The sequence below is a fragment of the Geodermatophilus sp. SYSU D00696 genome (assembly GCF_054050235.1).
This window is the reverse complement of the sequence record NZ_JBJGYY010000010.1, coordinates 1-25,621: the sequence shown is the minus strand read 5'-3', so window position 1 is coordinate 25,621 and position 25,621 is coordinate 1. Positions and strand designations below refer to the sequence as shown.

The following is a 25,621-nucleotide window of genomic DNA, read 5'->3' as shown; positions in this document are numbered from 1 at the left end:
CATGCCCCAGTCACCTGGGTGAACCGCATCGAGGCCGCTAGCGCCCACGTGAGCTGACCTCGGGAGACTCGTGCCGCAGCCCGAACTTCAGGCGGCGGGGACGAGCGGGGTCGGGGCAAGAGGTGCGGGGACGGTGATTTCGGTGCCGTCGGGTCGCCAGGTGCGCCATCGGCCGTCGGGTTGCCGTTCGACGCGGAAGCCGTGGTGGACCTGGGTGTGGTGCCGCTCGCACAGCAGCGCGCTGTTGGCCAGGCTGGTCTCGCCGCCGTCGATCCAGTGCACCAGGTGGTGCACGTCCGCCCAGTGGGTCGGGGCGTCACAGCCGGCGAACACACAACCTCCGTCGCGCGCCTCCACCGCCCGCCGGATCGCCGGGGTCACCACCCGCTTGGTCCGGCCCACGTCCAGCGGCTGTCCCTCCGGGCCGATGACGATCCGGGTGACCTGCCCGTCGCAGGCCAGCCACCGCGCGCGAGCCGCAGAGATGGTGGCGCCGAAGCCCATGGTGGCGGCGCCGGGCCCGGTGGCGGGGTCGGCCAGGTCGTCGAGGTCGATCCGGACCGCAACGTGCGGCTTCACCGTCCGGAGCACCGGCAGGCTCCCGGACGCCAGGGCGTTGTCGCACAGCTGCACGAGCGCATCGCCGAGCCGCTGGGCGCGGGTGCGCTCGTCGCCGGCGGGACGGTCGGCCTGCACGTGGCCCTCCAGCGCCGCCTGGAACTTCTCTCCGCCCACGGCGTCGAGGTGGAAGCGTCCACTGAGGGATCCGTCGGCGTGCTTGGACACCGTCAGCGACCGGCTCTCGGTGGGGTCGGGTTCGGGCCCGTCGGGGTCGAGCGCGTCGAGGTAGCGCTGCACGATCTGCACCAGGTCGGCGTGGGGACAGTCGAGGGCGACCTGGGTCAGTGCGGCGTCCATCGCGGCCAGGTCGACGTTCTGGGCGGCGGCCGCGGCCCGCCGCTGCGGCGTGACCACCCGCGCGGCCTCGGCCACCTGCTCGGCCGACACCAGCCCGGCCTCGTGCGCCTCGGCCAGCGCCGGCAGGTGCTCCAGCGCCCGACCGTTGCCGACCAGCCGGGACGCCGCCGCCGAGGAGAGCCGGCAGTGCCCGCGCAGCCACGACGCCATGCTCTTCTGCCCGTCGCGCTCGGGGGCCTGGGACAGTTCCGCGGCGCGGACCCGGCGGGCCAGGGCGGCGTCGATCCGGTTGCGCTCGGCGACCAGCGCGGCGACGTCGTCGAGGACGTCACCGGTCTCCCACCTGCTCGAACGCATGATCGAATACTAGCCGGTCGGCGCTGGGCGGACAACCCGAACCCGCAGGTCAGACGCCCGCGAGCAGCCAATATCGCTACAAAGGCACCTCCGGGAGGCGTCACGAGCACAGCGGCCCCGGGACGTGTTTGAGCGTCGGCGGATGTGAGCACCGTCACCCGACGGCGAGCAGAGCTGGAGGAGTCGTGCCCCGTCCGCGAGCAGAGCTGTACCGACGCGCCGTCGTCCTGGTGTCCGCGTTCGTCCTCGCATTCGCCGGAGTGACCGCAGGGCAGGTCTCCCGGGCGGCACCCGGGCCCCTGCCGCAGCTCTCGGTCGACGGCACCTACGTCACCGGCATCTCCTCCGGCGGGTACATGGCCACCCAGCTGCAGGTGGCCTTCTCGAGCCGGGTCGACGGCGCGGCCGTGGTCAGCGCGGGCCCGTACTGGTGTGCCATGGGCGACGTCGCCGTCGCGCTCTACGCCTGTGCCGACTCGGTCCTGCCGCGCGACCTCTCCCTCCAGTACGCGAGGACGGCCGAGTACGAGCGCGACGGGAAGATCGACCCCACGGCCAACCTCGCCGGCATCCCGACCTGGCTCTTCCACGGCAGTCAGGACCCGACCGTGAAGCGCCCGGTCGCCGACGACCTGGCCACCTACTACCGCCACTACGGCGTGCCGCTGACCTACCAGTCCACGATCGCGGCCGGCCACGGCTGGATCAGCCCGCTCGGGCCGGTGGCCTGCGGGGCCACCGGAGCGCCGTACGTCAACAACTGCTCGCCCTACGACGCCCAGGCCGAGTCGCTGCGCGTGCTGTTCGGCTCGGTGCAGGCACCGAACACCGGCAAGCCGCGCGGCACCGTCACCGAGTTCTCCCAGGACCCGTACGCGGTCCCCGCCTCGCCGGGCATCGGCGACGTCACCCGCACCGGCGCGGCCGCCATCGGCATGGGGTCGACCGGCTACCTCTACACCCCGCGCGACTGCACCAGGCCGACCGCCGGCTGTCGGGTCGTCGTGGCACTGCACGGGTGCCAGCAGACCGCCGAGCAGATCGGTCGCACCTTCGTCGACCTGTCCAACCTCAACGCCTACGCCGACACCAACCGCTTCGTCGTCCTGTATCCGCAGGCCCGGCCCGACGCCACCCTGGGCAACCCCAAGGGCTGCTGGGACTGGTGGGGCTACCTCGGGCCCGGCGACGTCGACTACGCGACCAAGCGCGGCCCGCAGATGGCGACCGTGATGGCCATGGTGAGCGCCCTCGGCGGCTGACCTCAGGGCGGCGGCTGGGCCCCGACCACACCCGCGACCACCGCGGCCACCTCGTGGCCGGCGCGGACCGCGTCCAGGACCGGCGCCCCCGCCCGCCAGCCGGCCAGCACCCCGGCGGCGACGGCGTCCCCGCAGCCGGTGGTGTCGCGGAGCCGTCCCTCCGGCAGGGGCTCCACCGGCACCTGCCACGCACCCGCCGCGGTGAGCACCCGGGTGGGCCGGGCGCCGGCGTGCACGAGGACCAGTGCCGGCGCCCACGCGGGCCGGTCGCCGTCCAATCCCAGCACCGCGGCCTCGACGGCGTTGCAGAACAGGACGTCCGGCCGCAGCGCCACGAGCAGCTCCCGGTACGCGTCGGCCCCGTGGCGCTCGATCCGCGTCGCGGCCGCCACGTCGACGGTGACCGGCACGCCGGCGTCCCGGGCGAGCGAGGCAGCTGCCCGGAGCGCGTCCGGGAAACGGCCAGGCAACAGGTCGTAGCCGTCGAGGTGGACGGCGGCCGCGCCGGCGAGCCACGCGGCGCGGACGTCGTCCGGCTCGAGCCCGCCCTCGCCGCGGTCGGTGAGCAGCGTGCGCTCGCCGTCGGGGTGGACGAGCACCGTCGACAGGGGAGTGCGGCCACGGCGGACCACCGCCGTCTCCACCCCGCGCCCGGCCAGTCCGGCGAGCACCGTGTCCGCGAGCGGATCGGCCCCGGCCCAGCCCGCGAACCGCGCCGGGGTGCCGCGACGGGCCAGGTTCGCCGTCACGTTGGCCGGCGCCCCGCCCGCCGTCGTCGTCCGGGCCACCCGCTGCTGGCTCCCGACCACCAGCGGAGCGGTGAGCTCCAGCAGCTGGTCGGCGACGAGCTTGCCCACCGCCACCACCGGTCCGGAGCCGGCGCGGCGGGGCCACCGGGGACCGTCCTCGTGCACCACGACACGAGAGTGCCCCGGCCGGAGGGCCCGGCCGGGGCACCGTTCCGCGACGTGCGTCAGGCGACCCGGCGGGCGCCCGCGTAGCTCGGCATCGAGTCGAGGTCGACGACGGCCACCGGCTTGCTGGCGGTCGAGGCGTGGACCATCTGGCCGTTGCCGATGTACATGCCCACGTGCGACACCGGGCTGTAGAAGAACACCAGGTCACCGGGCTGGAGGTCGGCCTTCGCCACCGCGGTGCCGAAGGTCGACTGGGCCTTCGACGTGCGCGGGATCGAGACGCCGGCCGCCTTGTAGGCGAAGCTGGTCAGGCCCGAGCAGTCGAAGGAGTCCGGCCCGGTGGCGCCGTAGACGTACCGGTCACCGACCTGGGCGAGCGCGGTGTCGACGGCGACCTGGGCCGCGCCGGTGGGCGCAGGCGCCGGCGCGGCGGCCACCGTCCCGGTCGCGGTGCCACCACCACCGCCCGCGGCAGCCGAGGCCGGGAGGGGCGAGAGGACGATGCCGGCTCCGGCGATGGCCGCGACGGCGATGCCGCGGAACGAGCGACGAGCGGTGGACGTGCGTGCAGTCGTCATGGACGACGGTTCTCCTGTTCTCCGCGACCGCCTACCGGGTTAGCTGACGGGTTCGGACGGAGGAGTCGCCCGGCGCGACGAGTCGCGCTCCACCCCAGTGCTGCAGTGGGTCCCCGGCCCGGGCTGCCGGCTGATTCCGGCACCCGGTTCGGCGTGGCCACCAGGTGTCGCACGGGGCGCGACGAAGGACCCTGGCGGACCGGCGACGACGGTAGGGAGGGGTCAGGGGGCCCTCAACCGACGGAACGCGGCGCCACGCCCGGCGCGGACCTGCGGATTTGACTGGCCTCCCGGACCCGACACGCCAGCGCGACCACCGGGCACGCCCAGGTCCTGGACACGCGGCGGCACCCGGTCGGGCGCCGACACGCCGGACGGGACGAGAAAGGACGCAACGGTGCGTCCGTACGCCCCGTCAGCGGCCCGCCACCGGTGGAACGGGTGAAAGGCCGGGATCCCCACGGTTGCCCCGCGCGTTGACGGGGCAACGGGACAGGAGCCGACAGGAGGAGGACCCCGTGGGGATGTTGAGGAAGCTCGTGGCTTCGGGCGTCGCCGCCAAGGTGGTGCAGGAGCTCCAGAAGCCGCAGAACCAGGCGAAGATCAAGCAGTTCGTCCGCGACTTCCAGAACAAGAACAAGAAGGGCGGCACGAGCGGCCGGGCCTACTGACCGACCGACGCCCTACCGCGCCCCCCGTCCCGCTCCGGGACGGGGGGCGCGGTGCTTCTCGCGCTGGTTGCCGCCCCATTGCCGGCTCTCCCGGCGCTCTGCGGGCGTGATCGAGCCGGCAGAGCACGGGATCAGCCGGCACACCGCGTCTCGGGGCGACGGTTTCCGCAGCCGGCCGGCCGGGCACCCCGGCACCGACCGGGGTGAGCCCAGCCGGCCGGTCGGTGCTCGGCGGAGGAGGTCCGCAGTGACCGAGGGCTCGATGACCGGACGGCCGTACGGCGGCACGAACGACCGCTCCGGGCAGGACGACGACGTGCTGCCCGGCGAGCGCCCCGTCCACGACGACGAGGACGCCGAGGTGGGCGCCGCGCCCGACCAGTCGCCCCGCGCCGGTGAGAGCGGGATGGGCACCGGCGACCGCCCGGGCTTCCCCGGCAGCTGACCGCCTCGTTCCCCGCGCCGCGTCATCCCCGCCGCCTTCCGGCGTCTCCACAGATGCGGGGACCGACGGAGGCGAGGGACGCGATGACGACCACGAGCACGACCAGCGCTGCAGCGGGCGCGGACGGGACCGCCGGGTCCCCGACCGGAAGTCGACCGCAGGAGCGGCTCGAGCACGTGGAGGCACTGCGGCGGGCAGCGACCCACCTGGCGACGGCGGAGTTCCTCGAGCGCCGCGCCGACCGGTCGGTCAACGCCGCGCTCGGCGCCCTGTTGCGCGAGCGCGCCCGCGAGCGCCGGTGCCGGGCCGGGGGGATCCTCGCGGGACTCGGGATGCGCCCAGCGGCCCGGCGGTGCCTGGACGGTGCCCCCGCGCCGGCGTGACCGCCGGGGACGCCCTCAGGCCCGGCAGCCGATGGGGCCGCCGTGGAAAGCGACCATGTCGGGCCAGATGCCGGCCAGCGGCAGCCGCTCGCCGTGGGGCCGGCCATCGAGCTCCGCGTACGCCCGGTGCAGGTTGCCCACGAGCCGCTCGGACTCCTGCCACGCCGCGTAGGGGTTGCCCGCGTGCCGGCGCGCGGTCTCCAGCGGCGACCACCCCGCCGCGTGCCCCTCGCGCGCCGTCGCGTCGACGAAGGCCGCGTAGCCGGCGAGGTCGTCGAGCAGCCGGGGGACCTGGTCCCCGCGGCACACCGGGCCGTGCCCGGGCACCAGCACCTCCGGCTCCAGCGCCCGCAGTGCGGCCAGCGCCCGCGGGTACCCGGCCACGCTGCCCTCGGCGAGGAACGGCTGGCCGCCGGCGAAGGCGACGTCGCCCGCGAAGGCCACCCGCTCGCCGGGCAGCCAGACGACGACGTCGCCGCGCGTGTGCGCCGGGCCCACCGCGTGCAGCTCGACCGCCCGCTCCCCGAGGTGCAGGGTCAGCGCGCCGGTGAAGGTGACGTCGGGCGGGCGCACCTCCAGGTGCCCGTAGTCCGGTCCGGTGAGCACCTGCGCGGCGATCAGGCCCGCGGCGAGCTGGTCATCTCGCGCGTGCTCGTGCCCGACCACCGGCGTCCCGTCCGGCACCAGCCAGTTGCCGAAGGTGTGGTCGCCGTGGTGGTGGGTGTTCACCAGCGCCCGCAGCCGGCCCGGGGCGACGCCGTCCACCGCCGCGAACAGCGCCCGGTTGCGCGCCTCGGTGGAGGTCGTGTCGACCATGACCCCGGTGCCGTCGTCGCCGGCCACGACGCCGGTGTTGTTGATCATCCAGCTGCCGTCGGGCTGCACGTAGGCGAAGACCCCCGGCGCGACCTGCTCGAGCCCGGCCGCCTCGATCGACGTCGTCACCGGGTCACTGTCCTGCACCGGGGACCGCCGGGGAAGCGGTCCGGCGTGCTCGTGCTCTGCACACAGGGGTGTGCAGAGCACGAGCGTCCGGGGAGGACTCAGTCGCCCTTGACGTTCACCACCTGGCGCAGCGTGTGCCGGATCTCCACCAGGTCCGCGGCGTCGGCCATGACGACGTCGATGCTCTTGTAGGCGTCGGGGTGCTCGTCGAGGAACGCGTCCGAGCGGCCCCAGGCGATGCCCTTCATGCGCCGGTCGAGGTCGGCCCGGCTGAACTGCTTCCGCGCGGCGGTCCGGGAGAACGCCCGGCCGGCACCGTGCGGCGCCGACTCCAGCGACTCGGGGTCGCCCCTGCCGACGACGACGTAGGACGCCGCGCCCATCGAGCCCGGGATCAGCCCCCACTGGCCGCGCCGCGCGGAGATCGCGCCCTTGCGGGACAGCCACACCTCGCGGCCGTGGTGGGTCTCGCGCTCGGTGTAGTTGTGGTGGCACTGGACCACCTGCTCGCGCCGGACCTCCTCGGTCAGGAACCGCGAGACCTGCTCGGCGACGCGGTCCATCATCTCCTCCCGGTTGAGCGCGGCGAACCGCTGCGCCCAGCGCAGCGCCTCGATGTAGGCGTCGAACTCCGGCTCGCCCTCCTCGAGGTAGGCGAGGTCGCGGTCGGGGAGGTCGACGCCCCGCTGCCGCGTCCGCTCCTGCGCGACCCGGATGTGCGTCGACGCCAGCCGGTTGCCCACCCCGCGCGAGCCCGAGTGCAGGAACAGCCACACCCGGTCGGCCTCGTCGAGGGAGACCTCGATGAAGTGGTTGCCCGAGCCCAGCGACCCCAGCTGCAGCGGCCAGTTGGACGCCACGCCGTCGGCCTGCGCCACCCCGGGCAGTGCCCGCAGCTCCTCGGCCCGGGCCGCGGCCGTCTCGCGCAGCTTGCGGTTGTAGCGGCCGGCCGACAGCGGGACCGCCCGCGCGATCTGCTCGTGCAGCACCGCCAGGTTGCGGCCGCGGACGTCGTCGCCGGTGAACTGGGTGCGGACGGCCATCATCCCGCAGCCGATGTCCACCCCGACCGCGGCGGGGATGATCGCGCCGTCGGTGGGGATGACCGAGCCGACGGTCGCCCCGAGCCCCAGGTGCGCGTCGGGCATGAGCGCCAGGTGCGGGTGGATGAACGGCATCGAGGCGGTGCGCTCGGCCTGCTCCCGGGTGGCCGGCTCGAGGATCGACGCCCAGCTGAGCAGGCGGTCGCTGATCTTCTCCATGGTCCTTTCTTCCTGCTGCGCGGAGCCCGGTCCCCGCGGTGCCATCGGTGGGCCGGGGCAGTCAACGCGCTCGGCTCGCGCGGCGCGACCGCATTACCCGGAAGCCGGCCCGCGGACCCCGGTGTGCCGTTTCCGTTCCGCGGGGCACGGGCAGCCCTGGCTGCGGACCCGGCAGCCCCACAGTGAGGACGACACGACATGCAGGTCGGACTGAAGCTCGCCACCGAGGCCTTCCCGCCGGATGCGATCGTGCGGCAGACGGTCCGCGCCGAGGAGGCCGGGTTCGACTTCGTCGAGATGAGCGACCACTTCCACCCGTGGCTGGACAACCAGGGGCACAGCGCCTTCACCTGGTCGCTGCTGGGCGCGATGGCGGCGAGGACCGAGCGGATCGGCCTGGTCACTGGGGTGACGTGCCCGATCATCCGGTACCACCCGGCGGTCATCGCGCAGGCCGCGGCGACCGTGCAGCTGCTCTCGGGCAACCGGTTCACCCTCGGCGTGGGCGCCGGCGAGCGGCTCAACGAGCACGTCGTCGGGAAGGGCTGGCCGGCGGTCCACGTGCGGCACGAGATGCTGCGCGAGGCGCTGCAGATCATCAAGCTGCTGTGGCAGGGCGGCTACCAGACCTTCGAGGGCAAGCACCTGCAGCTCGAGGACGCCCGCGTCTTCGACCTGCCCGACCAGCTGCCGGTCACGCCGTCGCCAGCGGCGGGCGCAACGCCTCGGCCCTGGCCGCCGAGCACGGCGACGGGCTGTTCGCCACCGAGCCGCGCGAGGACCTGGTCGGCGCCTACCGCGACGCCGGCGGGTCCGGTCCGCGCTACGCCGAGGTGCCGCTGGCCTGGGCCACCGACGAGGACACCGGCGCGCAGGAGGCGCTGGAGACCAGCCGCTGGGCGCTGACCGGCTGGAAGGTCATGAGCGAGCTGCCCAACCCGGTCAACTTCGACGCCGCCAGCTCGACGGTGCGCCTCGAGGACGTCAAGCAGCAGTTCAGCTGCGGCCCCGACGAGGACCAGCACGTGCGGCACGTGCAGCCCTACGTCGACGCCGGGTTCGACCACATCGTGCTGCAGAACGCCGGGCCCGACCCCGACGGCTTCATCGACGCCTGCGCCGGTGGCCTCATCGAGCGGGTCCGGGGGCTGACGGCCTCCTGACCGGTCGCGACGCGCCGGGCGCGGGACGCTTGCCCGTCCCGCGCCCGGGTAGCCGTTCCCCGTGAGCGAGACGAGCGACGACCGGGTCGCCAAGGTCGCGGCCCCCGACGCGGGCACCGGCCGGATGGGACAGCACCACCTCGCGGCGGGCACCCGGGTGGCGATGCGCCTGTGGGACGAGCAGCCGGAGAGCGCGGGCAAGCCGGAGACGGCGCGCGACTACGAGACGGTGGGCTACGTGGTCGCCGGGCGGGCCCGGCTGCGGGCCGGCGACCAGACGCTGGAGCTGGGCCCGGGCGACTCCTGGGTGGTGCCGGCCGGGGTGAGCCACACCTACGAGATCGTCGAGGCGTTCACCGCGGTCGAGGCGACGTCCCCGCCCGCCCAGCAGGGCGACCGGGACGCGCCACCCGCCTGAGCCGGGACGGCCTACTCGCGGTCGAGCAGCCGGAGCGACGGGCGGGCGGACAGCCGCTTCTCCAGGCTGACCCGGTGCCGGCCCTGCGCGTCCTGGCGGAAGTCGAGGGAGTCGACCAGGGCCTGCATGAGCCGCACGCCCGCGCCGCCGTCACCGTCGAGGCGGGCCCGGTCCTCGGCCTCGGCCCGGTCGAACCCGGTGCCGTCGTCGACCACGGTGATCCGGCACAGGCGGTCGTCGATCGCGACCGACACCTCGTACTCGGCGTGCTCCCCGGCGTGCTGCACGACGTTGGCGCAGGCCTCGGTGAGCGCCAGCGTCGTCTCCTCGACGACCGGCCGGTCGACGCGCAGGTGGTCGAGCGCCTGGCGGCACAGGCCGCGGACGAACGGCACGCTGTCGACGTCGACGGGCAGCCGCACGGTGAAGGAGATGTCCACGCCGAGGCCCCCTCTCCGACGCCGCGTTACGCTCCTCGGGTCCGTTCCGTCATCGAGGGAGCCCGATCGTGCAGTTCGCCGTCCACCGCGGTGCGGGACTCGGGCGACCCGCGCTGAGGGTACGCGGTGAGCTCGACATCGCGACGGTCCCCCGACTGGCCGAGTGCGTCGAGGCCGAGCTGGCCGCGGGGCCGCGGTCGCTGGTCATCGACCTCACCGACACCACCTTCCTGGACTCCTCGGGCGCCCGGCAGCTGGTCCGCTCCGCGCGGCGGGCGGCCGAGGCCGGCACGTCGCTGCAGGTGGTGTGCCCACGGGAGAACAAGGCGGTCCGCCTGGTCATCGACCTGCTCGAGCTCGAGCGGCTGGTGCCGGTGGTCGAGTCCGCGGGCCGGGGCGACGGGGAGGTCGGGTCGTAGGGTCGGTGGAGTGACCTCCACCGGGACGCCGACCCCGCCTGCGCCCGATCCCGTCCGCCGGCGGGTCGACGAGGAGGCCCTGGCCCGCTGCGCCGAGGAGCCGATCGCGGTCCCGGGCGCGATCCAGCCGCACGGCGCGCTGCTCGCCGTCAGCGAGCCCGACCTCGCCGTCGTCGTCGCCTCGGCCAACGCCGCCGACGTCCTCGGCGCCGACCCCGCGACGCTGGCCGACCTGCTCACCCCTGCCGAAGTCGAGCGGCTGCGCGCCGCGCTGGCCGGCGACCTCGCCGAGGCCGACCCGCTGCGGGTCGCGCCCGGCGGCACAGAGCTGGACCTGGTGCTCTCCCGCAGCGGCGGCCTGCTCGTCACCGAGTGGGAGCCGGTCGCCGGCGCCGGGGAGGCCGGCGCGGCCTGGCACCGCCGGCTGCCCACCGTGCTGCAGCGGCTGTCCGCGCCGACGACGCTGGAGGGGCTCACCGCCGTCCTCGCCCGCGAGGTGCGCGCGCTGACCGGGTTCGACCGGGTGATGGTCTACCGCTTCGACGCCGAGTGGAACGGCGAGGTGGTCGCCGAGGACCGCCGCCCCGACCTCGAGCCGTTCCTCGGCCTGCACTACCCGGCCAGCGACATCCCCGCCCAGGCCCGGGCGCTGTACACGACCAACTGGATGCGGCTGATCCCCGACGCCTCCTACACCCCGGTGCCGCTCGTGCCGCCGCGGGTGCCGGGCACCGGAGCGCCGCTGGACCTGTCGGGCGCGATGTTGCGCAGCGTCTCGCCGGTGCACCTGGAGTACCTGGCCAACATGGGCGTCACCGCCTCGATGTCGGTCTCGCTCATCGACCGGGGCCGGCTCTGGGGCCTGGTCGCCTGCCACTCTTACAGCGGTCCGCACCGGCCCTCCTACGCCGACCGCACCGCCGCGGAGTTCCTCGGACGCACCGCCTCGCTGCTGCTGCACACCACCGTCGGGGCCGGCGAGCGCGACCGCGTCGTCGCGGTCTCCCAGCGGGAGGCCGACCTGGTCGGCGCGATCGGCCGCAGCCCGCGCACGCCCGCCGCGGCGCTGGTCGACGGCGCGGTGACCGCGCTGGACCTGCTGCCGGCGTCCGGCGCCGCCGTCCGGCTCGACGGCCGGCTGCACCTGCTCGGGACGACGCCACCGCCCGACCGGGTCGCCGCGCTGGTGCCGGCCGTGCTGCGCGCCGGCGGGACGACCGACCGGCTGACCCTCGACCTGCCGGGCTTCGACGACCTCGCCACCGACGCCAGCGGGGTGCTCGCCGTCGAGGTCGGCGGCGGGCGCGGGGACTTCCTCGCCTGGTTCCGCCCCGAGACGCCGCGCGAGGTCAGCTGGGGCGGGGACCCGCGCACGTCCGAGGTCGACGGCGGACGGCTCAGCCCGCGCCGCTCGTTCGCCCGCTGGACCGAGACCGTCCGCGGCACCGCCCGGCCCTGGCACGGGCACGAGGTGGCCGCCGCCCGCGCGCTGGCCGGTCACCTCGGCGCGGCGGTGCTGGCCCGCGCGGGCGAGGACGACCGGCTCGCGGCCGCGCTACAGCGCACGCTGCTGCTCGAGCGGCTGCCGAAGGTGCCCGGCGTCGCGCTGGGTGCGCGGTACCGGCCGAGCGAGGCCGACGTCGTCGGCGGGGACTGGTACGACCTGGTGCCGCTGCCCGGCGGGACGCTGGCCGTGGTGCTCGGCGACGTCGCCGGGCACGGGCTGACGGCGGCCTCAGTGACCGCGCAGCTGCGGCACGCGCTGCGGGCGGCCCTGCTGCGCGACGAGGGACCGGCCGCTGCGCTGGCCGAGCTCAACCGGCTGGTGGCCGCGCTGCTGCCCGGTGAGATGGCGACCGCCGTCGTCGCCCAGCTCGACCCGGCCACCGGGCGGCTGACCCTGGCCAGCGCCGGGCACCTGCCGGCCGTGCACGCCGCCGGCGGGGCCGCGGTCCTGGTCACCGACGGCCGCGGCCCGGCGCTGGGCCTGCTCGACGACGCCGCCTACCCGGAGGTCGAGCTGGGGCTGGACGCGGGCGACCGGCTGCTGCTCTACAGCGACGGCCTGGTCGAGCGCCGCGACCGCCCGCTGCTCGAGGGCATGGCCGCCGTGCGGGACGCGGTGGCCGCCGCGGCGGGGGAGCCGCAGGAGGTGGTCGACGCGGTGGTCGCCGCGCTGGACCCGGCGGGAACCGACGACGTCACCGTGGTGGGGCTCGCGCGCGTCTGACCCGGCCGTCGCCGGACCGGTGTGCTCCCGCGGACGGTCGTGCTCTGCCTACACCCGTGTGCAGAGCACGAAGGGGGTCACCGGAGGTGACCCGACGAAGCTCGTGCTCTGCCTACACCTGTGTGCAGAGCACGACTGCGCGCGGCGGCCCTCCTGCAGGAGCCCGCCACGAGCGTGCGAGTGGCGGGGGCAGCAGGGGTCCTCTAGCAGGCGGTGACGCGGCCGTCCTCGTGCACCGTCAGCCGGCCGGCGGCGGCCGCGCGGTCGAGTGCCGCGGTGAGCAGCGGGACCAGGGACGGCGTGCGACGCCGGTAACCGAAAACCTCGGCGGTGCGGGCGAACAGGTCCTCGCGGGCCAGCCCGCCGGCCCCGCGGCACAGCGCGGCCATCGCGTTGCCCACCTCCTGCGGCGGCACCTGGTCCAGCGGCCGGGCGGCGCTGGCGGTCTGGCGGCGGTAGGTCGTCCAGGTCGCCGGGTCCACCGACGCCGGCCAGACCACGTCGCCGTCGAGGGTGTGCGCGGGCAGCAGCGCCAGCAGCGCGTCGCGCCGGGCCTCGTTGACCCGCGACAGCCCGAACGCGCCGGCGGCCAGCCGGACCAGGCGGTCGCGGTGCACCGGCCCCTCCGCCCGGAGCCCCGCGGCGAGCACGCGGGTGACCAGGCGCGCGTTGCGCGGGTCGGCCAGCGCGTCGAGGACCTTCCGGTCGCCCGCGGGCTTCGGCGCCCAGGCCCGGAACCGCTGCTCGGCGGGCGGCTCCTCGGGGGCCAGGGGTTCCTCCGGGACCGGCGGGACGACGCTGAGCACGACCGGCGGCGTCACCGGCGGGGCCTCGGGGTCGGCGGCCGCCGGGTCGGGCAGGTGCCGCGGCGCCGGCAGGGCGGCGACGGCGGCCGAGGCCACCGACCGAAGCACCGGCCCACCGCGCGGGGCCGGGCCGGGACCGGCAGGCTCCTCGTCGTCGTCCGGCAGCGCGGGCGGCGCGTCGACGACGGCCAGCACCGGGGCCGCGGGCGCCGGCGGGGCCAGCGCGGTCACCGCGGCGGTGAGCCGGTCGAGCACGGCGTCGCGGTCGCGCAGCCACGCGGGCAGCCACACCCGCTCGACGGCGGGCCAGCCGAGCAGCCCCGCGAGCACCTCGGCGGGCAGGGCGTCGCGGTCGCCGACCGTGCGCCGCCGGGCCCACGCCGGGCCGTCGAGCAGCACGGCCACCACGGGGGTGTCGGGCGCGTCGGGAGAGGCGAGCGACAGATCGACGCGGAACCCCGACAGGCCGACGTCGGTGCGCACCGCCAGCCCGCGCTCGCGCAGCGCGGCGGCGATCTCGTCGCGGTGCCGGTCGGGGATCCCCGGCCGCCGCGCCTCCCGCGGCAGCGCGTCGGGGCCGAGCGCGGCCAGGTCGAGGTAGGCGCGCAGGTGCTTGATGCCCAGCGAGGAGGTCTGCTCGGCCCGCAGCGCCGCGGGGTCGAAGGAGGAGAAGACCACGACCTGCCGGCGGGCGCGGGTGATCGCCACGTTGAGCCGCCGCTCGCCGCCGACCCGGTTGAGCGGGCCGAAGTTCAGCGGCAGCACGCCGCGGTCGTCGGCGCTGAACACGGTGGACAGCAGCACGACGTCGCGCTCGTCGCCCTGCACGGTCTCCAGGTCCTTGACGAACACGCCCTCGCCGTCGGTGCGGTCGAGGGCCGCGGCCAGCCGCTCGTCGCCGGCGTCGCGCAGCAGCGACTCGACGTAGGCCCGCTGCTGCGCGTTGACGGTGACCACGCCGATCGAGGGGACCTCGCCCGGGGCGGCGGCGTCGAAGCGGCGGCGGACCTCCGCGACGACGGCCTTGGCCTCCATCGGGTTGGTGCGCAGCAGCCGGCCCGCGCCGGTGCGGTGGAAGGTGCCCTGCACCCGTACCAGCGAGATGCCGTGCCCGCCGTCCCCGGCCGACGGCCGTCCCGGCGTGGGCGCCGGGAACGAAGAGAGCCGGTTGCCGTAGTAGTGCGCGTTGCTGAACGCGACCAGCGACTCGTCGCGGCTGCGGTAGTGCCAGGACAGCTCCAGCCGCGGCACCCCGGCGCGCACGCACTCGGAGAGGATCGACTCCTCGTCCTCGACGGCGGTGCCGGGCAGCTCCGGCAGCTCGTCGCCGGCGGCGGTGGTCTCGGCGAGCGGCGTCGGCGGCAGCTGCGCGCCGTCGCCGACCACGACGGCCGCGCGGGCCCGGCCCAGCGCACCGACGGCGTCGGCGACGCGCAGCTGCGAGGCCTCGTCGAACACGACGAGGTCGAACAGGCCGGCGCGGGCCGGGAGGAACCGGGCGACCGCGTCGGGGCCGGCCAGCACGCACGGCAGCAGCGCGGTGACCACGTCCCCGTGCTCCGCGAGCAGCGCGCGCACCCCCGGCCCGCCGTCGGCGAGTGCATCCCGCAGCGCGCCGAGCAGGTCGTCGTCGGGGCGCCGGGCGGCCACCGCGGCGGGCAGCGCGCCGGTGAGGTGCGCGCGGACGGCGCGGGAGGCAGCGGTGAAGCGGGCGACCGCCCGGTCGTGCGCGGCCGCGTCGAACTCGTCGAGGCCGGTGGCGGCGCTGCGCTCGGTCGCCGACGCGGCGGCCAGGCCGAGCTCGAAGGCGCGGACGGCGTCCTCGGCGGGCAGCCGGCCGCTGACCAGCGCGGCGCGGGCGTCGGTCAGGCCGGCGTCGCGCAGCGGCTCGAGGGTGTCGAGGAACTCCGCCCACCGGCGCAGCGAGATCAGCCCGCTGTGCTCGACGCCGCGCTCGGGCCGGGTCATCGCCCAGCGCAGCAGCACGCCGTCGTCGCCGCACCAGGCGGCCAGCCGCGCGGGGGTGCTGCGGCAGACGCGCAGCAGCCGGTCCAGCTCGTCGCGCAGCCGCACGACGGCGGCGGCCGCCTCGGGGGAGGGACCGGGCCCGGCGACGACGTAGCGGCGCAGCGCGACGGCGAACTCGCGGGCGCTGTCGACCACCGCGCCCGCCCGCCGCAGCCAGGCCACCTGCCCGTCGAGGAGCGTGGGGGCCAGCAGCGGGTTCCAGCCGGCCGGCACCGACAGCCCGGGGATGACCGAGGCGCGCGCGGCGATGCCGGTGGCCGCCGTCTGCAGCCGCCACAGCGCGGCGGTCAGCTCCGGGACGTCGCGCAGCTTGAGGGTCACGCCGGGGCGCAGCACCGGCGCCAGCTGCGCCCGCACCGCCCGCAGGCCCTCCTGCCGGGCCCACCAGTGGCCGGCCTGGGCGGTCTGCGCGGCGACGTAGAGGTCGGCCAGCGGCAGCGCGAGCGCCTCGGGCGTGGCCAGCTCAAGACCCGGGTGGACGGCGGAGGTGAACGCGGCGACCTCGCCGAGCACCGTCGTCGTCGCCACCGACCAGCGCTCGGTGGGCACCTCGTCGAGCACGTCGAGGCCGACGGCGGGCGCGGACAGCAGGTGGGCGAGGTCGTCGAGGTCGCCGGGCGTGCGCACCTCGCGCAGCGCCCGCGCCAGGTGCGGCTCGGCCGGCAGCGCGCGCATCGCGGCGTCGACGGCGGAGGCGGCGGCGTGGGCGGCGCGCAGGTCGACGCCGGCGGTGTCGACGAAGGCCCACGGGTGCCGCGGCGAGGGGCGCACCAGGTCGGCGACGGCGGGCAGCAGCGCCAGCGCGCGGCGCACCGCGGTCAGCGTCTCCGCCGGCGCGGCGGCGGCGAACTCCTGCGGCAGCGGCAGCCGCGGCACGTCCTCGCCGGCGGCCGGCCGGGCGGTGTGCGCGGCGTGGAAGGACAGGCCCGCCGCGTTGGGGGCGTGCAGCCGGTCGGCGTAGCGGGTCAGCGTCCGGCGCGCGGCGCGCAGGCCCTCGACGTCGGCGGGCGGCCCCGGGTCCTCGACGCCGGCCGGGCGGTCCAGCGCCGCGCGGACCCGGGCGCGCAGCCCGGCCGGCCGGGCCGCGTCGCCGTGCAGGGGGAGGGTGGCCGGGCCGAGGCCCACCGACTCGAGCCGGCGGGCGACGACGTCGAGTGCGGTCTGCTTGGCGGCCACGACCAGCACCCGCTTGCCCTCGGCGACCGCGCGGGCGACCAGGTTGGCGATGGTCTGCGACTTGCCGGTGCCGGGCGGGCCCTCGAGCACGAACGTGCGGCCGGCGGCGGCCTCGGCGACGGCGCGCAGCTGGGCGGCGTCGGCGGGCAGCGGGCAGGCGGCGGCGAGCTCGTCGAGGTCGGCGTCGGCCGCGGCGGGTGGCACCGGGTCGGCGAACGGGGCGGTCGGCGTGTGCGCCAGGTGGGCGAGCAGCGGGTTGGCGGCCAGCTCGGTCCAGGACCGGTCGAGGTCGCGCCACGCGCGGAACCGGGCGGCGGGCAGGACGGCGAGGTCGGCGGTGGCCTCGACGCGGAACGGCAGCGCCGCGTCGGCCAGCGCCTGCCGCACCGCGGCTAGCGCGCCCTCGAGGTCGACGCCGTCGTCGTCCTCGCCGTCGAGCCCGGGCACGGTCAGCCCGTGCACCCGGCGCAGCTTCTCCAGCAGGACCCGGTTCGGGACGGCGACCGCGGCGTCGTCGGCGGCCAGCCGGTAGGAGCCGTCGGCGGGGGAGAGGACCACCGGCAGCAGGACCAGCGGGGAGCGCATCGACCGGCCGTCGAGCTCCCACGCCAGGCTGCCGGCGACGACGTACAGCTCGTTCGCGCCGGTCTCCTCGCGGACGGTGCGCGCCCGGGCGGCCAGCGCGCGCAGCCGCGGCAGGTAGCCGCCCTCGGTGACGTCGGCGTGCACGGCGCGGCCCTCGTGGAGGACCTCGCCGAGCACGCCGACCGGCAGCTCCCGCGCCGAGCGCGGCCCGCCGTCGGCGTCCGCGGCCGGCACCCGGTCGCTGGGCAGCAGGGTGACCCCGCCGTCGGCGAGCAGCTCGGCCAGGGTGGCCAGGTAGAGGCCGGGGACGACCAGCGGCAGGCCGGCGCCATGGGGGAGGTGGACGAGGCGGTTGCGCAGGCCCAGGTCGAGCAGGTCGTCCCTCCACCGCTGCACCCGCGGCGGCACCCCGGCGCCGGCGGCCGGGGCGGCGTGCCGGCCGGGCGGGCGCGCGGCCGGGTCGTGCTCGGCGGCGCGGTACTCGACCACCTGCAGCGCGCCGTCGGGGCCGCGGGTGCGGGCCGGCAGCGGCAGGATGCCGTCGCGGCGGGCGCGGTGGACGTCGGTGACGCCCAGGACGCGGTCGGCGCCGCCGGTGAGCCACGCGTCGCGGGCCGCGCGGTGCAGCCGCTCGGCGTCGGGGTCCCCGTCGCTGCGGCTGGTCAGCAGCGTCGTCTCCACCAGCCGGACGAGGCCGAGCCCGACCGAGTCCACCAGCGGTGCGACGTCGGTGGTCGCGACGCTCTCGGCGCTGCGCTCCTCCCGCCAGTAGCCGAGGAACGCGTGGCCCTCGGTGAGCCACAGCAGCGTGCGGACGCCGGCGGCCTCCAGCGCGGCGGCGAGCACGACCGTGGTGTCCAGCGAGGTGCCGACCCGGCCGTCGAGGACGTCGCCGGGGGTGCGCACCTTCTGCGCGATGTGCGCCCAGTCGGCGGCCGCCTCGCTGTGCCGGATGCCGCGGGCCCGCATCGCGGCGGCGACCGCGGAGACGATCTCGTCGACCCGCTCCGGGCCGGCCTCCCCGCCGTCCAGCGACGCGTCGCCGGTGCGCTCGTCGAGCAGCGCCGCGGCCTCGGTCAGCAGCGCCGGGACCGCCGGGTGGTTGGGCAGCACGTGCGCGGCCAGCAGCTCCAGCGCGAGCGGCAGAGGGGTGGCCAGCCACTGGCCGGCGGCGAGCACCTGCACCGGGACGGCGGTGCCGCCGACGTCGGCGCCGTCGACGGTCACGTCGATCTCGATGACGCCGGGCCGCTGCTCCTCGATCTGCAGCATCGCGGCGGGGTCCATGACCAGGTCGACGTCGCTGAGCACCGTGGTGGCGTCGGCGTCGAGGTCGACGGTGAGCTCCACCGGGCGCCCCACCGGGCCCTCGGCGTCCTGGACGCCGAGCCGCACCACCGCGCCCGACACCGCCGCGCCGTGGGTGGCGAAGGCCAGCCGGGAGACCACCGGGACGCGGTTGTGGGCGAGGGCGTGCGAGAGCACCGGCGTGCTGGTGGCGGTGATCGCCACGGCCACCCGGGGGGCACCGTCGTGCGGATGCGGCCGGGCGTCGGTGGTGCTCACGGGATCCTGTCTACCGGCCCGGACGGAACGGTCCGGTCATCGCCGCGAGCGTCTGGGGCGGGTGTGACAGGAGCGCCGAGACGTTGTCCGGAGCCCTCCGGCGGCTGCCGATGATGAGCGCCCCTACCCCGCGAAGCGCTGCTCGAGGTCCTGCGCCTCGGGCAGGCCGACGAGGTCGGTGAACTCGCCGAAGGACGGCAGCCCCTCCAGCGGCGGGACCCCCTGGGCCCGCAGCGCCGCGAGCAGCGAGCGCATGCCCGCCGTGGCGGCCAGCAGGGTGCCGATCGGGTAGATGACCAGCGCGAACCCAAGCTCGGTCATCCGCTGCAGCGACAGCGGGGGCGTGCGCCCGCCCTCCGCCCAGTTGAACACCAGCGGCGCGACGCCGGCGAGCGCCGAGGCGATCCGCTCGACGTCGGCCTCGGTGGTCGGCGCCTCGACGAAGAGCAGGTCGGCCCCGGCGTCGGCGTAGGCCCGGGCGCGCTCCAGGGCGTCGTCGACCCCGCTGACGGCCACCGCGTCGGTGCGGGCGATCACCACCAGGTCGGGATCGCGCCGCGCGGCCACCGCCGCCCGCACCTTGCCGGCCATCTCCGCGGTGCCGACCAGCGCCTTGCCGCTCATGTGCCCGCACTTCTTCGGCATGACCTGGTCCTCGAGCTGGATCCCGGCCACCCCGGCCTGCTCGTAGAGCTGCACCGTGCGGACGACGTTGAGCGCGTTGCCGTAGCCGGTGTCGGCGTCGGCGATGACCGGGACGTCGACGGCGGCGGCGATCCGCCGGGCGTTGTCGACCATCTCCGCACCCGACAGCAGCCCGACGTCGGGGCGGCCGATCAGCGAGGCCGTCGTCCCGAAGCCGGTCATGTAGACGGCGTCGAAGCCGGCCTGCTCGACCAGCCGGGCCGAGAGCGCGTCGTAGGCGCCCGGCGCCACCAGCGGCCCGGGCCCGGCGAGCAGCTCGCGCAGCCGGGCCCGCGGAGCCGGGCCGTTCTCCAGCAGATCACCCACGGTGCCCCCTCGGTTGCATACAGAGCCCGACTCGGGCCGGTCCGGGTCGCGCGCAGTCTGCACCCGTCCTGACGTGCACGGCAACCGTCGAAGCGGAACTGCGGGGTCTCCCGGCGGACCCTTGTGTCCGGCGGTCGGCACCCCTACCTTGCATGCAATCACGGGGAGGTGTGACCGGTGACACGTCCGCAGACGTCCGCGGAGCGGACACTGGCCGCGCTGCGCGAACTCATCATGGGCGGGGACCTCGCCCCGGGCGCGCGGCTGGGCGAGGTGGAGCTAGCCGACCGGCTCGGCGTGAGCCGCACGCCGGTGCGCGAGGCGCTGTCCCGGCTGGCCGCCGAGGGACTGGTCGAGGTCGTCCCCAACCGCGGCGCCCGGGTGGCCACCTGGACCGTCGCCGAGCTCGAGGGCGTGTTCGACCTGCGGTCGGTCCTCGAGCCGCAGCTGACCGCGCACGCCGTGCCCAACGCCCGGCCGGCCGACGTCGAGGAGCTCGACGCCCTGGCCCGGCGGATGCACGAGGTCGGCGCCCCCGGTCCCGGCCAGGACCTCGACGCGCTGGTGCCGCTCAACCGCGCCTTCCACGACCGGCTGGTCGCCCTCGCCGCGCACCCGGCCCTGGCCGCCGCCCTCGCCGCGGCCATCCACCCGCCGATCGTGCGGCGCAACTTCCTCACCTACGACGAGGAGTCGCTGCGCCGCAGCCTGGCGCACCACAGCGAGATCGTCGCCGCCCTGCGCGCCGGCGACCCCGCCTGGGCCCGCGCCGTCATGACCTCGCACATCGCCAACGCCCGCGCCGTCATGGTCCGGGCGGCCCGGCTGCAGATGACCGCCACCGCGATCCGCCAGGAGGAGACCGCATGAGCTACCGGCTCGGAGTCGACGTCGGGGGCACCTTCACCGACGTCCTGCTCGTGGACGAGGACAGCGGCGCCACCTGGCGGGCCAAGACCGCCTCCACCCCGGCCGACCAGGCGGTCGGCGTGCTCACCGGCATCGACAAGGTCTGCGCCGACGCCGGCATCTCGCTGGCCGAGGTGGCCCAGGTGCTGCACGGCACCACGGTCGCGACCAACGCCATCCTCGAGGGCAAGGGCGCCACCGTCGGCCTGGTCACCACCCGCGGCTTCCGGCAGGTGCTGCAGATCGCGCGCAGCTTCGTCCCCGGCGGGCTGGCCGGCTGGATCATCTGGCCCAAGCCCGAGCCGCTGGCCGACCTGGAGGACACCGTCGAGGTCGACGAGCGGATCGCCAGCGACGGGTCGGTGGTCCGCCCGCTCGACGACGCCGACGTCCGGGCCCAGCTCGAGAAGCTCGCGCGCCGCGGCGTGCAGGCCCTCGCCGTCAGCCTGGTCAACTCCTTCGCCGACGGGTCGCACGAGCGCCGCATCCGCGAGCTCGCCGCCGAGGTGCTGCCCGGCGTCCCGGTGTCGCTGTCCTCCGACGTGCTGCCCGAGCTGCGCGAGTACGAGCGGACGCTCACCACGGTGGCCAACGGCTACGTGCAGCCGCAGGTCGACCGGTACGTGCGCCACCTCTCCGAGGGGCTGCGCGAGGGCGGTGTCGCCGGCGAGCTGTCCATCCTGCGCAGCGACGGCGGCCTGCAGTCGGCCGACGCCGCGGTCGCGGCACCGGTGACCATGCTGCTGTCCGGCCCGGCCGGCGGGGTGACCGGCGCGGTGTGGGTCGCCGAGCAATGCGGTCACCGCGACCTGATCACCTTCGACATGGGCGGCACCTCCACCGACGTGGCGCTGGTGCGCGACCTGTCCCCGCGGATCGGCCGGGAGACCGAGGTCGGCGACCTCACCGTGCGGGCCTCCAGCGTCGACGTCCGCACCGTGGGCGCCGGCGGCGGCTCGATCGCGCACGTCCCCGAGCTGACCCGGGCGCTGCGCGTGGGCCCGCAGTCGGCCGGCGCCGACCCCGGCCCGGCCGCGTACGGCAAGGGCGGGGTCGACCCCACGGTCACCGACGCCAACGTCGTCCTCGGCTACCTGCCCTCCGCGCTGGCCGGCGGCGAGATCACCCTCGACGTCGAGGCGGCGCGGGACGCGGTGAGCAAGGTGGCCGAGGCCATGGGCCTGGACTCCCCGGAGGCCGCGGCCGCCGGCATCGTCGACATCGTCAACGAGAACATGCTCGGCGGGCTGCGGCTGGTCTCGGTGCAGCAGGGCTTCGACCCGCGCGACTTCGCGCTGGTCGCCTTCGGCGGCGCCGGGCCGCTGCACGCCAACGCGCTGGGCAAGCTGACCGGGGCGTGGCCGGTGATCGTCCCGCCGTCACCGGGCGTGCTGTGCGCCCTGGGTGACGCGACCACCAGCCGGCGCGACGAGTCCGCCCGCACCGTGCTGCGCCGCTTCGGCCAGCTGACCGACGGCGAGCTGGCGCAGATCCTGCGCGAGCTGGCCGACGAGGCCGGCGGGCGGCTGGCCGCGCAGGGCCTGGCGCGGGCCGACCAGACCGTCGGTTTCCAGGTCGACGTCCGGTACCACGGGCAGGGCTTCGAGATCCCGGTCGAGGTCGACCCCGCGTGGCTGGACGGCGACGGCGCGCTGGGCGAGCTCGGGAAGGCCTTCGACGCCGAGCACGACCGGTTGTTCTCCTTCCTGCTCGACGTCGACCACGAGCTGGTCAACGCCCGCGCCACCGTCACCGGCCCGCGGCCCGACGTCACCCCGGTGCACCTCGAGGCCGGCGACGGCGACCCGTCCGGGGCGCTGGTGACCGAGCACCCGGTCCACGTCGAGGGCGAGCGGGTGACCGCCGGCGTCTACGACCGGGCGCGGCTGCGGGCCGGGGACGTGGTGCGCGGCCCCGCGATCGTCACCGAGATGGACTCCACCACCCTCGTCCTGCCCGGGCACGCGGCGGAAGTGCACGCGTCCGGGTCCCTGCTGATCACCCCCTCGGAGGGCTGACCCGTGGCCCGGATCATCGAGACCGCGACCGGCGGCGTGGAGCGCGTCGACGTCGACCCGGTGACCCTCGACCTCATCGAGAACGGGCTGCGCAACGCCCGCTACGAGATGGACGAGGTGCTGTTCCGCACCGCGCTGTCGCCGGGCATCCGCGAGCAGCACGACGAGTTCCCGCTCATCGGCGACCCCAGCGGGAAGATGGTCGTCGGCCAGTTCGGCCTGTCCATCCCCGACTTCCTCGACGGCTTCGACGACACCGTCGAGGAGGGCGACGTCCTGCTGACGTCCGACCCGTACTCGTGCGGCGCCGCGATCAGCCACGCCAACGACTGGTTGCTGGTCATGCCGGTGTTCCACGAGGGCCGGGTCGTGGGCTGGGCGTCGATGTTCGGCCACATGTCCGACGTGGGCGGCAAGACGCCGTCGTCGATGCCCACCGACGCGCGCACCATCTACGAGGAGGGCGTGGTCATCCCGCCCTTCAAGCTCTACCGCAAGGGCGTGCTCAACGACGACGCGCTGCGGATCATCCTCAACCAGGTCCGCAAGCCCGACTGGAACCGCGCCGACCTCAACGGCCTGGTCGCCGCCTGCCGCACCGCCGCCCGGCGGGTGGTGGAGATGTGCCAGCGGTTCGGGACGGCCACCTACCTGTCGGCGCTCGACGCGCTGCTGCAGCGCAACCACGACGCGATGAAGGTGCTGCTGCAGATGGTGTTCGAGGAGGGCCGCACCCTCTCGTTCACCGACTACATCTGCGACGACGGCGTCGGCAACGGCCCCTACGAGCTGAAGCTGTCGCTGACCCGCACCGGCGAGAAGGTGCACCTGGACTTCACCGGGTCCTCGCCGCAGGCGGCCGGCCCGATCAACTACTACCTCAACGAGAACCTGGCCCGGATGTTCTTCGGGATCTACATGATCACCGTGGCCGACCCGCAGATCCTGTGGAACGACGGCTTCTACCCGCTGGTCGACGTCACGATCCCGGACGGGTCGTACTGGAAGCCCGAGTTCCCGGCGGCGCTGTCGGGCCGCAACCACGGCATCGGGCGGGTGTTCGACCTGTTCGGCGGCCTGCTCGGGCAGACCAACCCGGCGCTGCTCAACGCGGCCGGCTTCTCCTCCTCGCCGCACTTCATGTACTCCGGCCACTACTCGTCGGGGGAGCGGAAGGGCGAGTGGTTCCAGCTGTACTCGATCGGGTTCGGCGGCATCCCCGGCCGGCCGCTCGGCGACGGCCCCGACGGGCACTCGCTGTGGCCGAGCTTCGTCAACATCCCCTGCGAGTACCTCGAGTCCTACTACCCGCTGCGGATCGAGCGGTGGGAGACCGTCCCCGACACCGGCGGCGCCGGTCTGCACCGCGGCGGCAACGGCGTCGACGTCGCCTACGTGTTCGAGGAGCCCGGCGAGATCGCCATCCACGACGACCGCTGGCTCACCTACCCGTGGGGGGTCAACGGCGGGCAGCCCGGCGCCCGCGGCCGCAAGTGGATCGAGCGGGCCGACGGCACTCGCGAGGTGCTGCCGAGCAAGTGCCACGGGGTCCCGGTGCGGCCCGGCGACGTCCTGCACTTCGTCACCTGGGGCGGCGGCGGGTGGGGCGACCCGCTGCAGCGCGACCCGGAGCTGGTGGCCCGGGAGGTCCGCCGCGGGCTGGTCACCTCCCGGGGCGCCGAGCGGTACGGCGTCTGCCTGACCGAGGACGGCGAGGTCGACGCCGACGCCACCGAGACCCTGCGCGACACGATGCGCGCCGACCGGCCCGCGGAGCTGCCCGTCTTCGACATGGGCCCGCCGATCGAGGAGCTGCTGGCCCGCTGCGAGGAGGAGACCGGCCTGCCCGCGCCGCGGCGCCCGGTGTGGGCGGCGGGATGAGCGCCCCCGGGCCCCACGGCCCGTCGTTCTCCGGCCGGGTCGGCTGGGGCGAGCGCCCGGCGGTGGTGGTCGTCGACCTCTGCCGGGCCTACACCGAGCCGGGCGGGCCGTTCGCCCTGCCCGACCCGGGCCCGGCGGTCGAGGCCACCGCCGCGCTGGTGGCCGCCGCCCGGTCCGCCGGGCACCCGGTGGTGTGGACGGCGGTGCGCTACACCCGCGGCCTGGCCGACGGCGGGCTGTTCGTCCGCAAGGTGCCGGCGCTCGCCGCGTTCGCCGAGGACGCGCCGGGGGAGTGGGGTGAGCTCGCGCTCAAGCCCGACCCCGGGGAGCCGGTGGTGGTCAAGCAGTACGCCTCGGCGTTCTTCGGCACGACGCTCGCGCCGACCCTGACCGGCCTGGGCGTGGACACCGTGGTGGTCGCCGGGGTCTCCACGTCCGGCTGCGTGCGGGCCACCGCGATGGACGCGCTGAACTCCGGGTTCCGGCCGCAGGTGGTGCGCCAGGCCTGCGCCGACCGGACCCCCGCCCTGCACGAGAACAACCTCGCCGACCTCGACGCCAAGTACGCCGACGTCGTGAACTTGGCCGAGGCGCTGACCGCGCTCCAGCGCCTCCCCTGACCGGCGGCGCCTCCCGGGTGTCCCCCCTTGCCCCCGGGAGGCGCCGCCCTCGCCGTCCGGCGGGTCGCGCGGAGCCGGGGACCTCCGCTCCGTAGGTTCGCGCCGGTGCACACCGGCCGGCCCCCCTCGCCCCTGGACGTGTTCGACGACGTGTTCGACGGCGCGTTCGACGACCCGGGCGACGGCGACACCGACGTGCTGCCCAGCCGCTCCCGCCACCGCGCCGAGGGCGCGGTCTGGCGTCGCGGCTGGGTGGCCGGCGGCGCGGTCGTGCTGCTGGCGGTGGTCGTCGGGCTGGCGGCGCTGGTCGCGCCCGCGGTCCGGACCGGGGACCCCGTCGCCCCGCCGCCGGCGGCCGGGCCCGCGCCCACGTCCGCGCCCGCGGCTCCGCCGACCGCGACCCCGACGCCCGCGCCGTCGTCCGTGCCGTCGCCCGCTCCGGTGGCGGTGACGCCGCCCCCGGTCGAGGTCCCGCCGCCTCCGGTGGTCGCGCCGTCACCGTCGCCCCTGCCGCCGCCCCCGCCGCCGGGGGGGGGGGGGGGGGGGGGGGGGGGGGGGGGCTGGGGGGGCCGGCCGGGGGGGGGGGGGGGGGGGGGGGGGGGGCGGCGGGTCG

The 25,621-nt window shown here is 76.2% G+C and carries 21 protein-coding genes and 1 riboswitch; of the genes, 13 read left to right on the top strand and 8 right to left on the bottom strand.

The window, feature by feature from the left end:
* Positions 1 to 87 precede the first annotated feature (87 nt).
* A complete protein-coding gene (locus ACI79O_RS08440) occupies positions 88 to 1,275 on the bottom strand; it encodes a DUF222 domain-containing protein (protein WP_456913848.1) in 1,188 nt (395 codons plus the stop codon).
* Positions 1,276 to 1,460: 185 nt separating this feature from the next.
* Between ACI79O_RS08440 and ACI79O_RS08435 the strand changes: the two genes are divergently transcribed.
* Positions 1,461 to 2,537 carry an extracellular catalytic domain type 2 short-chain-length polyhydroxyalkanoate depolymerase gene (locus tag ACI79O_RS08435; protein ID WP_456913847.1) on the top strand — a complete coding sequence of 359 codons (1,077 nt, stop codon included), beginning with the start codon at positions 1,461 to 1,463 and terminating at the stop codon, positions 2,535 to 2,537.
* A gap of 2 nt (positions 2,538 to 2,539) precedes the next feature.
* Here the strand turns inward: ACI79O_RS08435 and ACI79O_RS08430 are convergent, their stop codons facing one another.
* Together ACI79O_RS08430 and ACI79O_RS08425 are read right to left on the bottom strand one after the other, a co-directional pair.
* On the bottom strand, positions 2,540 to 3,454 hold the full coding sequence (locus tag ACI79O_RS08430) for a carbohydrate kinase family protein (protein ID WP_456913846.1): 915 nt from the start codon (positions 3,452 to 3,454) through the stop codon (positions 2,540 to 2,542).
* Positions 3,455 to 3,510: 56 nt separating this feature from the next.
* On the bottom strand, positions 3,511 to 4,032 hold the full coding sequence (locus ACI79O_RS08425) for a C40 family peptidase (protein ID WP_456887067.1): 522 nt from the start codon (positions 4,030 to 4,032) through the stop codon (positions 3,511 to 3,513).
* Between the two features lie 12 nt (positions 4,033 to 4,044).
* A riboswitch (cyclic di-AMP (ydaO/yuaA leader) is annotated at positions 4,045 to 4,196 on the bottom strand.
* Positions 4,197 to 4,550: 354 nt separating this feature from the next.
* Between ACI79O_RS08425 and ACI79O_RS08420 the strand changes: the two genes are divergently transcribed.
* From ACI79O_RS08420 to ACI79O_RS08410, 3 genes are all read left to right on the top strand, one after another.
* Complete coding sequence (locus ACI79O_RS08420) at positions 4,551 to 4,703, top strand: hypothetical protein (protein ID WP_456873727.1); 153 nt, start codon at positions 4,551 to 4,553, stop codon at positions 4,701 to 4,703.
* 247 nt (positions 4,704 to 4,950) lie between these two features.
* The gene (locus ACI79O_RS08415) at positions 4,951 to 5,148 is read left to right on the top strand and encodes a hypothetical protein (RefSeq protein WP_456887065.1); all 198 of its coding nucleotides are present in this window, start codon (positions 4,951 to 4,953) and stop codon (positions 5,146 to 5,148) included.
* Positions 5,149 to 5,231: 83 nt separating this feature from the next.
* Positions 5,232 to 5,531, top strand: coding sequence for a hypothetical protein (locus ACI79O_RS08410; RefSeq protein WP_456913845.1), 300 nt, complete (start codon positions 5,232 to 5,234; stop codon positions 5,529 to 5,531).
* A 15-nt stretch (positions 5,532 to 5,546) separates the two neighbouring features.
* On the opposite strand, the gene ACI79O_RS08405 is transcribed toward ACI79O_RS08410, so the two are convergent.
* A complete protein-coding gene (locus ACI79O_RS08405) occupies positions 5,547 to 6,476 on the bottom strand; it encodes an MBL fold metallo-hydrolase (RefSeq protein WP_456913844.1) in 930 nt (309 codons plus the stop codon).
* A 98-nt stretch (positions 6,477 to 6,574) separates the two neighbouring features.
* The gene (locus tag ACI79O_RS08400) at positions 6,575 to 7,738 is read right to left on the bottom strand and encodes an RtcB family protein (RefSeq protein ID WP_456913843.1); all 1,164 of its coding nucleotides are present in this window, start codon (positions 7,736 to 7,738) and stop codon (positions 6,575 to 6,577) included.
* A 198-nt stretch (positions 7,739 to 7,936) separates the two neighbouring features.
* Between ACI79O_RS08400 and ACI79O_RS08395 the strand changes: the two genes are divergently transcribed.
* From ACI79O_RS08395 to ACI79O_RS08385, 3 genes are all read left to right on the top strand, one after another.
* Positions 7,937 to 8,644 carry a TIGR03557 family F420-dependent LLM class oxidoreductase gene (locus ACI79O_RS08395; RefSeq protein WP_456913842.1) on the top strand — a complete coding sequence of 236 codons (708 nt, stop codon included), beginning with the start codon at positions 7,937 to 7,939 and terminating at the stop codon, positions 8,642 to 8,644.
* Positions 8,572 to 8,901, top strand: a complete 330-nt coding sequence (locus tag ACI79O_RS08390) for a hypothetical protein (RefSeq protein WP_456913841.1) — start codon at positions 8,572 to 8,574, stop codon at positions 8,899 to 8,901. The genes ACI79O_RS08395 and ACI79O_RS08390 overlap by 73 nt, the downstream gene beginning before the upstream one ends.
* Positions 8,902 to 8,962: 61 nt before the next feature.
* Positions 8,963 to 9,319: a cupin domain-containing protein gene (locus ACI79O_RS08385; RefSeq protein WP_456913840.1), complete on the top strand. Its 357-nt coding sequence runs from the start codon at positions 8,963 to 8,965 to the stop codon at positions 9,317 to 9,319.
* A gap of 11 nt (positions 9,320 to 9,330) precedes the next feature.
* On the opposite strand, the gene ACI79O_RS08380 is transcribed toward ACI79O_RS08385, so the two are convergent.
* On the bottom strand, positions 9,331 to 9,759 hold the full coding sequence (locus ACI79O_RS08380) for an ATP-binding protein (protein WP_456887054.1): 429 nt from the start codon (positions 9,757 to 9,759) through the stop codon (positions 9,331 to 9,333).
* Between the two features lie 68 nt (positions 9,760 to 9,827).
* Between ACI79O_RS08380 and ACI79O_RS08375 the strand changes: the two genes are divergently transcribed.
* Entirely contained in the window at positions 9,828 to 10,178 is a 351-nt protein-coding gene (locus ACI79O_RS08375; RefSeq protein WP_456887052.1) for an STAS domain-containing protein, read from the top strand.
* Positions 10,179 to 10,188: 10 nt separating this feature from the next.
* The gene (locus tag ACI79O_RS08370) at positions 10,189 to 12,408 is read left to right on the top strand and encodes a SpoIIE family protein phosphatase (protein ID WP_456913839.1); all 2,220 of its coding nucleotides are present in this window, start codon (positions 10,189 to 10,191) and stop codon (positions 12,406 to 12,408) included.
* Positions 12,409 to 12,611: 203 nt separating this feature from the next.
* Here ACI79O_RS08370 and ACI79O_RS08365 read toward each other — a convergent pair whose 3' ends face one another.
* Complete coding sequence (locus ACI79O_RS08365) at positions 12,612 to 18,569, bottom strand: DUF4011 domain-containing protein (protein WP_456913838.1); 5,958 nt, start codon at positions 18,567 to 18,569, stop codon at positions 12,612 to 12,614.
* Between the two features lie 123 nt (positions 18,570 to 18,692).
* Complete coding sequence (locus ACI79O_RS08360; protein WP_456913837.1) at positions 18,693 to 19,580, bottom strand: isocitrate lyase/PEP mutase family protein; 888 nt, start codon at positions 19,578 to 19,580, stop codon at positions 18,693 to 18,695.
* Positions 19,581 to 19,757: 177 nt separating this feature from the next.
* On the opposite strand from ACI79O_RS08360, the gene ACI79O_RS08355 reads away from it, so the two are divergent.
* The 4 genes from ACI79O_RS08355 to ACI79O_RS08340 are packed head-to-tail and all read left to right on the top strand — an operon-like array spanning position 19,758 to position 25,008.
* Positions 19,758 to 20,450, top strand: a complete 693-nt coding sequence (locus ACI79O_RS08355) for a GntR family transcriptional regulator (protein ID WP_456913836.1) — start codon at positions 19,758 to 19,760, stop codon at positions 20,448 to 20,450.
* Entirely contained in the window at positions 20,447 to 22,507 is a 2,061-nt protein-coding gene (locus ACI79O_RS08350) for a hydantoinase/oxoprolinase family protein (protein ID WP_456913835.1), read from the top strand. The genes ACI79O_RS08355 and ACI79O_RS08350 overlap by 4 nt, the downstream gene beginning before the upstream one ends.
* Positions 22,508 to 22,510: 3 nt before the next feature.
* Complete coding sequence (locus tag ACI79O_RS08345; RefSeq protein WP_456887040.1) at positions 22,511 to 24,388, top strand: hydantoinase B/oxoprolinase family protein; 1,878 nt, start codon at positions 22,511 to 22,513, stop codon at positions 24,386 to 24,388.
* Complete coding sequence (locus ACI79O_RS08340) at positions 24,385 to 25,008, top strand: isochorismatase family protein (protein ID WP_456887038.1); 624 nt, start codon at positions 24,385 to 24,387, stop codon at positions 25,006 to 25,008. Before ACI79O_RS08345 ends, ACI79O_RS08340 begins: the two co-directional genes overlap by 4 nt.
* The last annotated feature ends 613 nt before the right edge of the window (positions 25,009 to 25,621 follow it).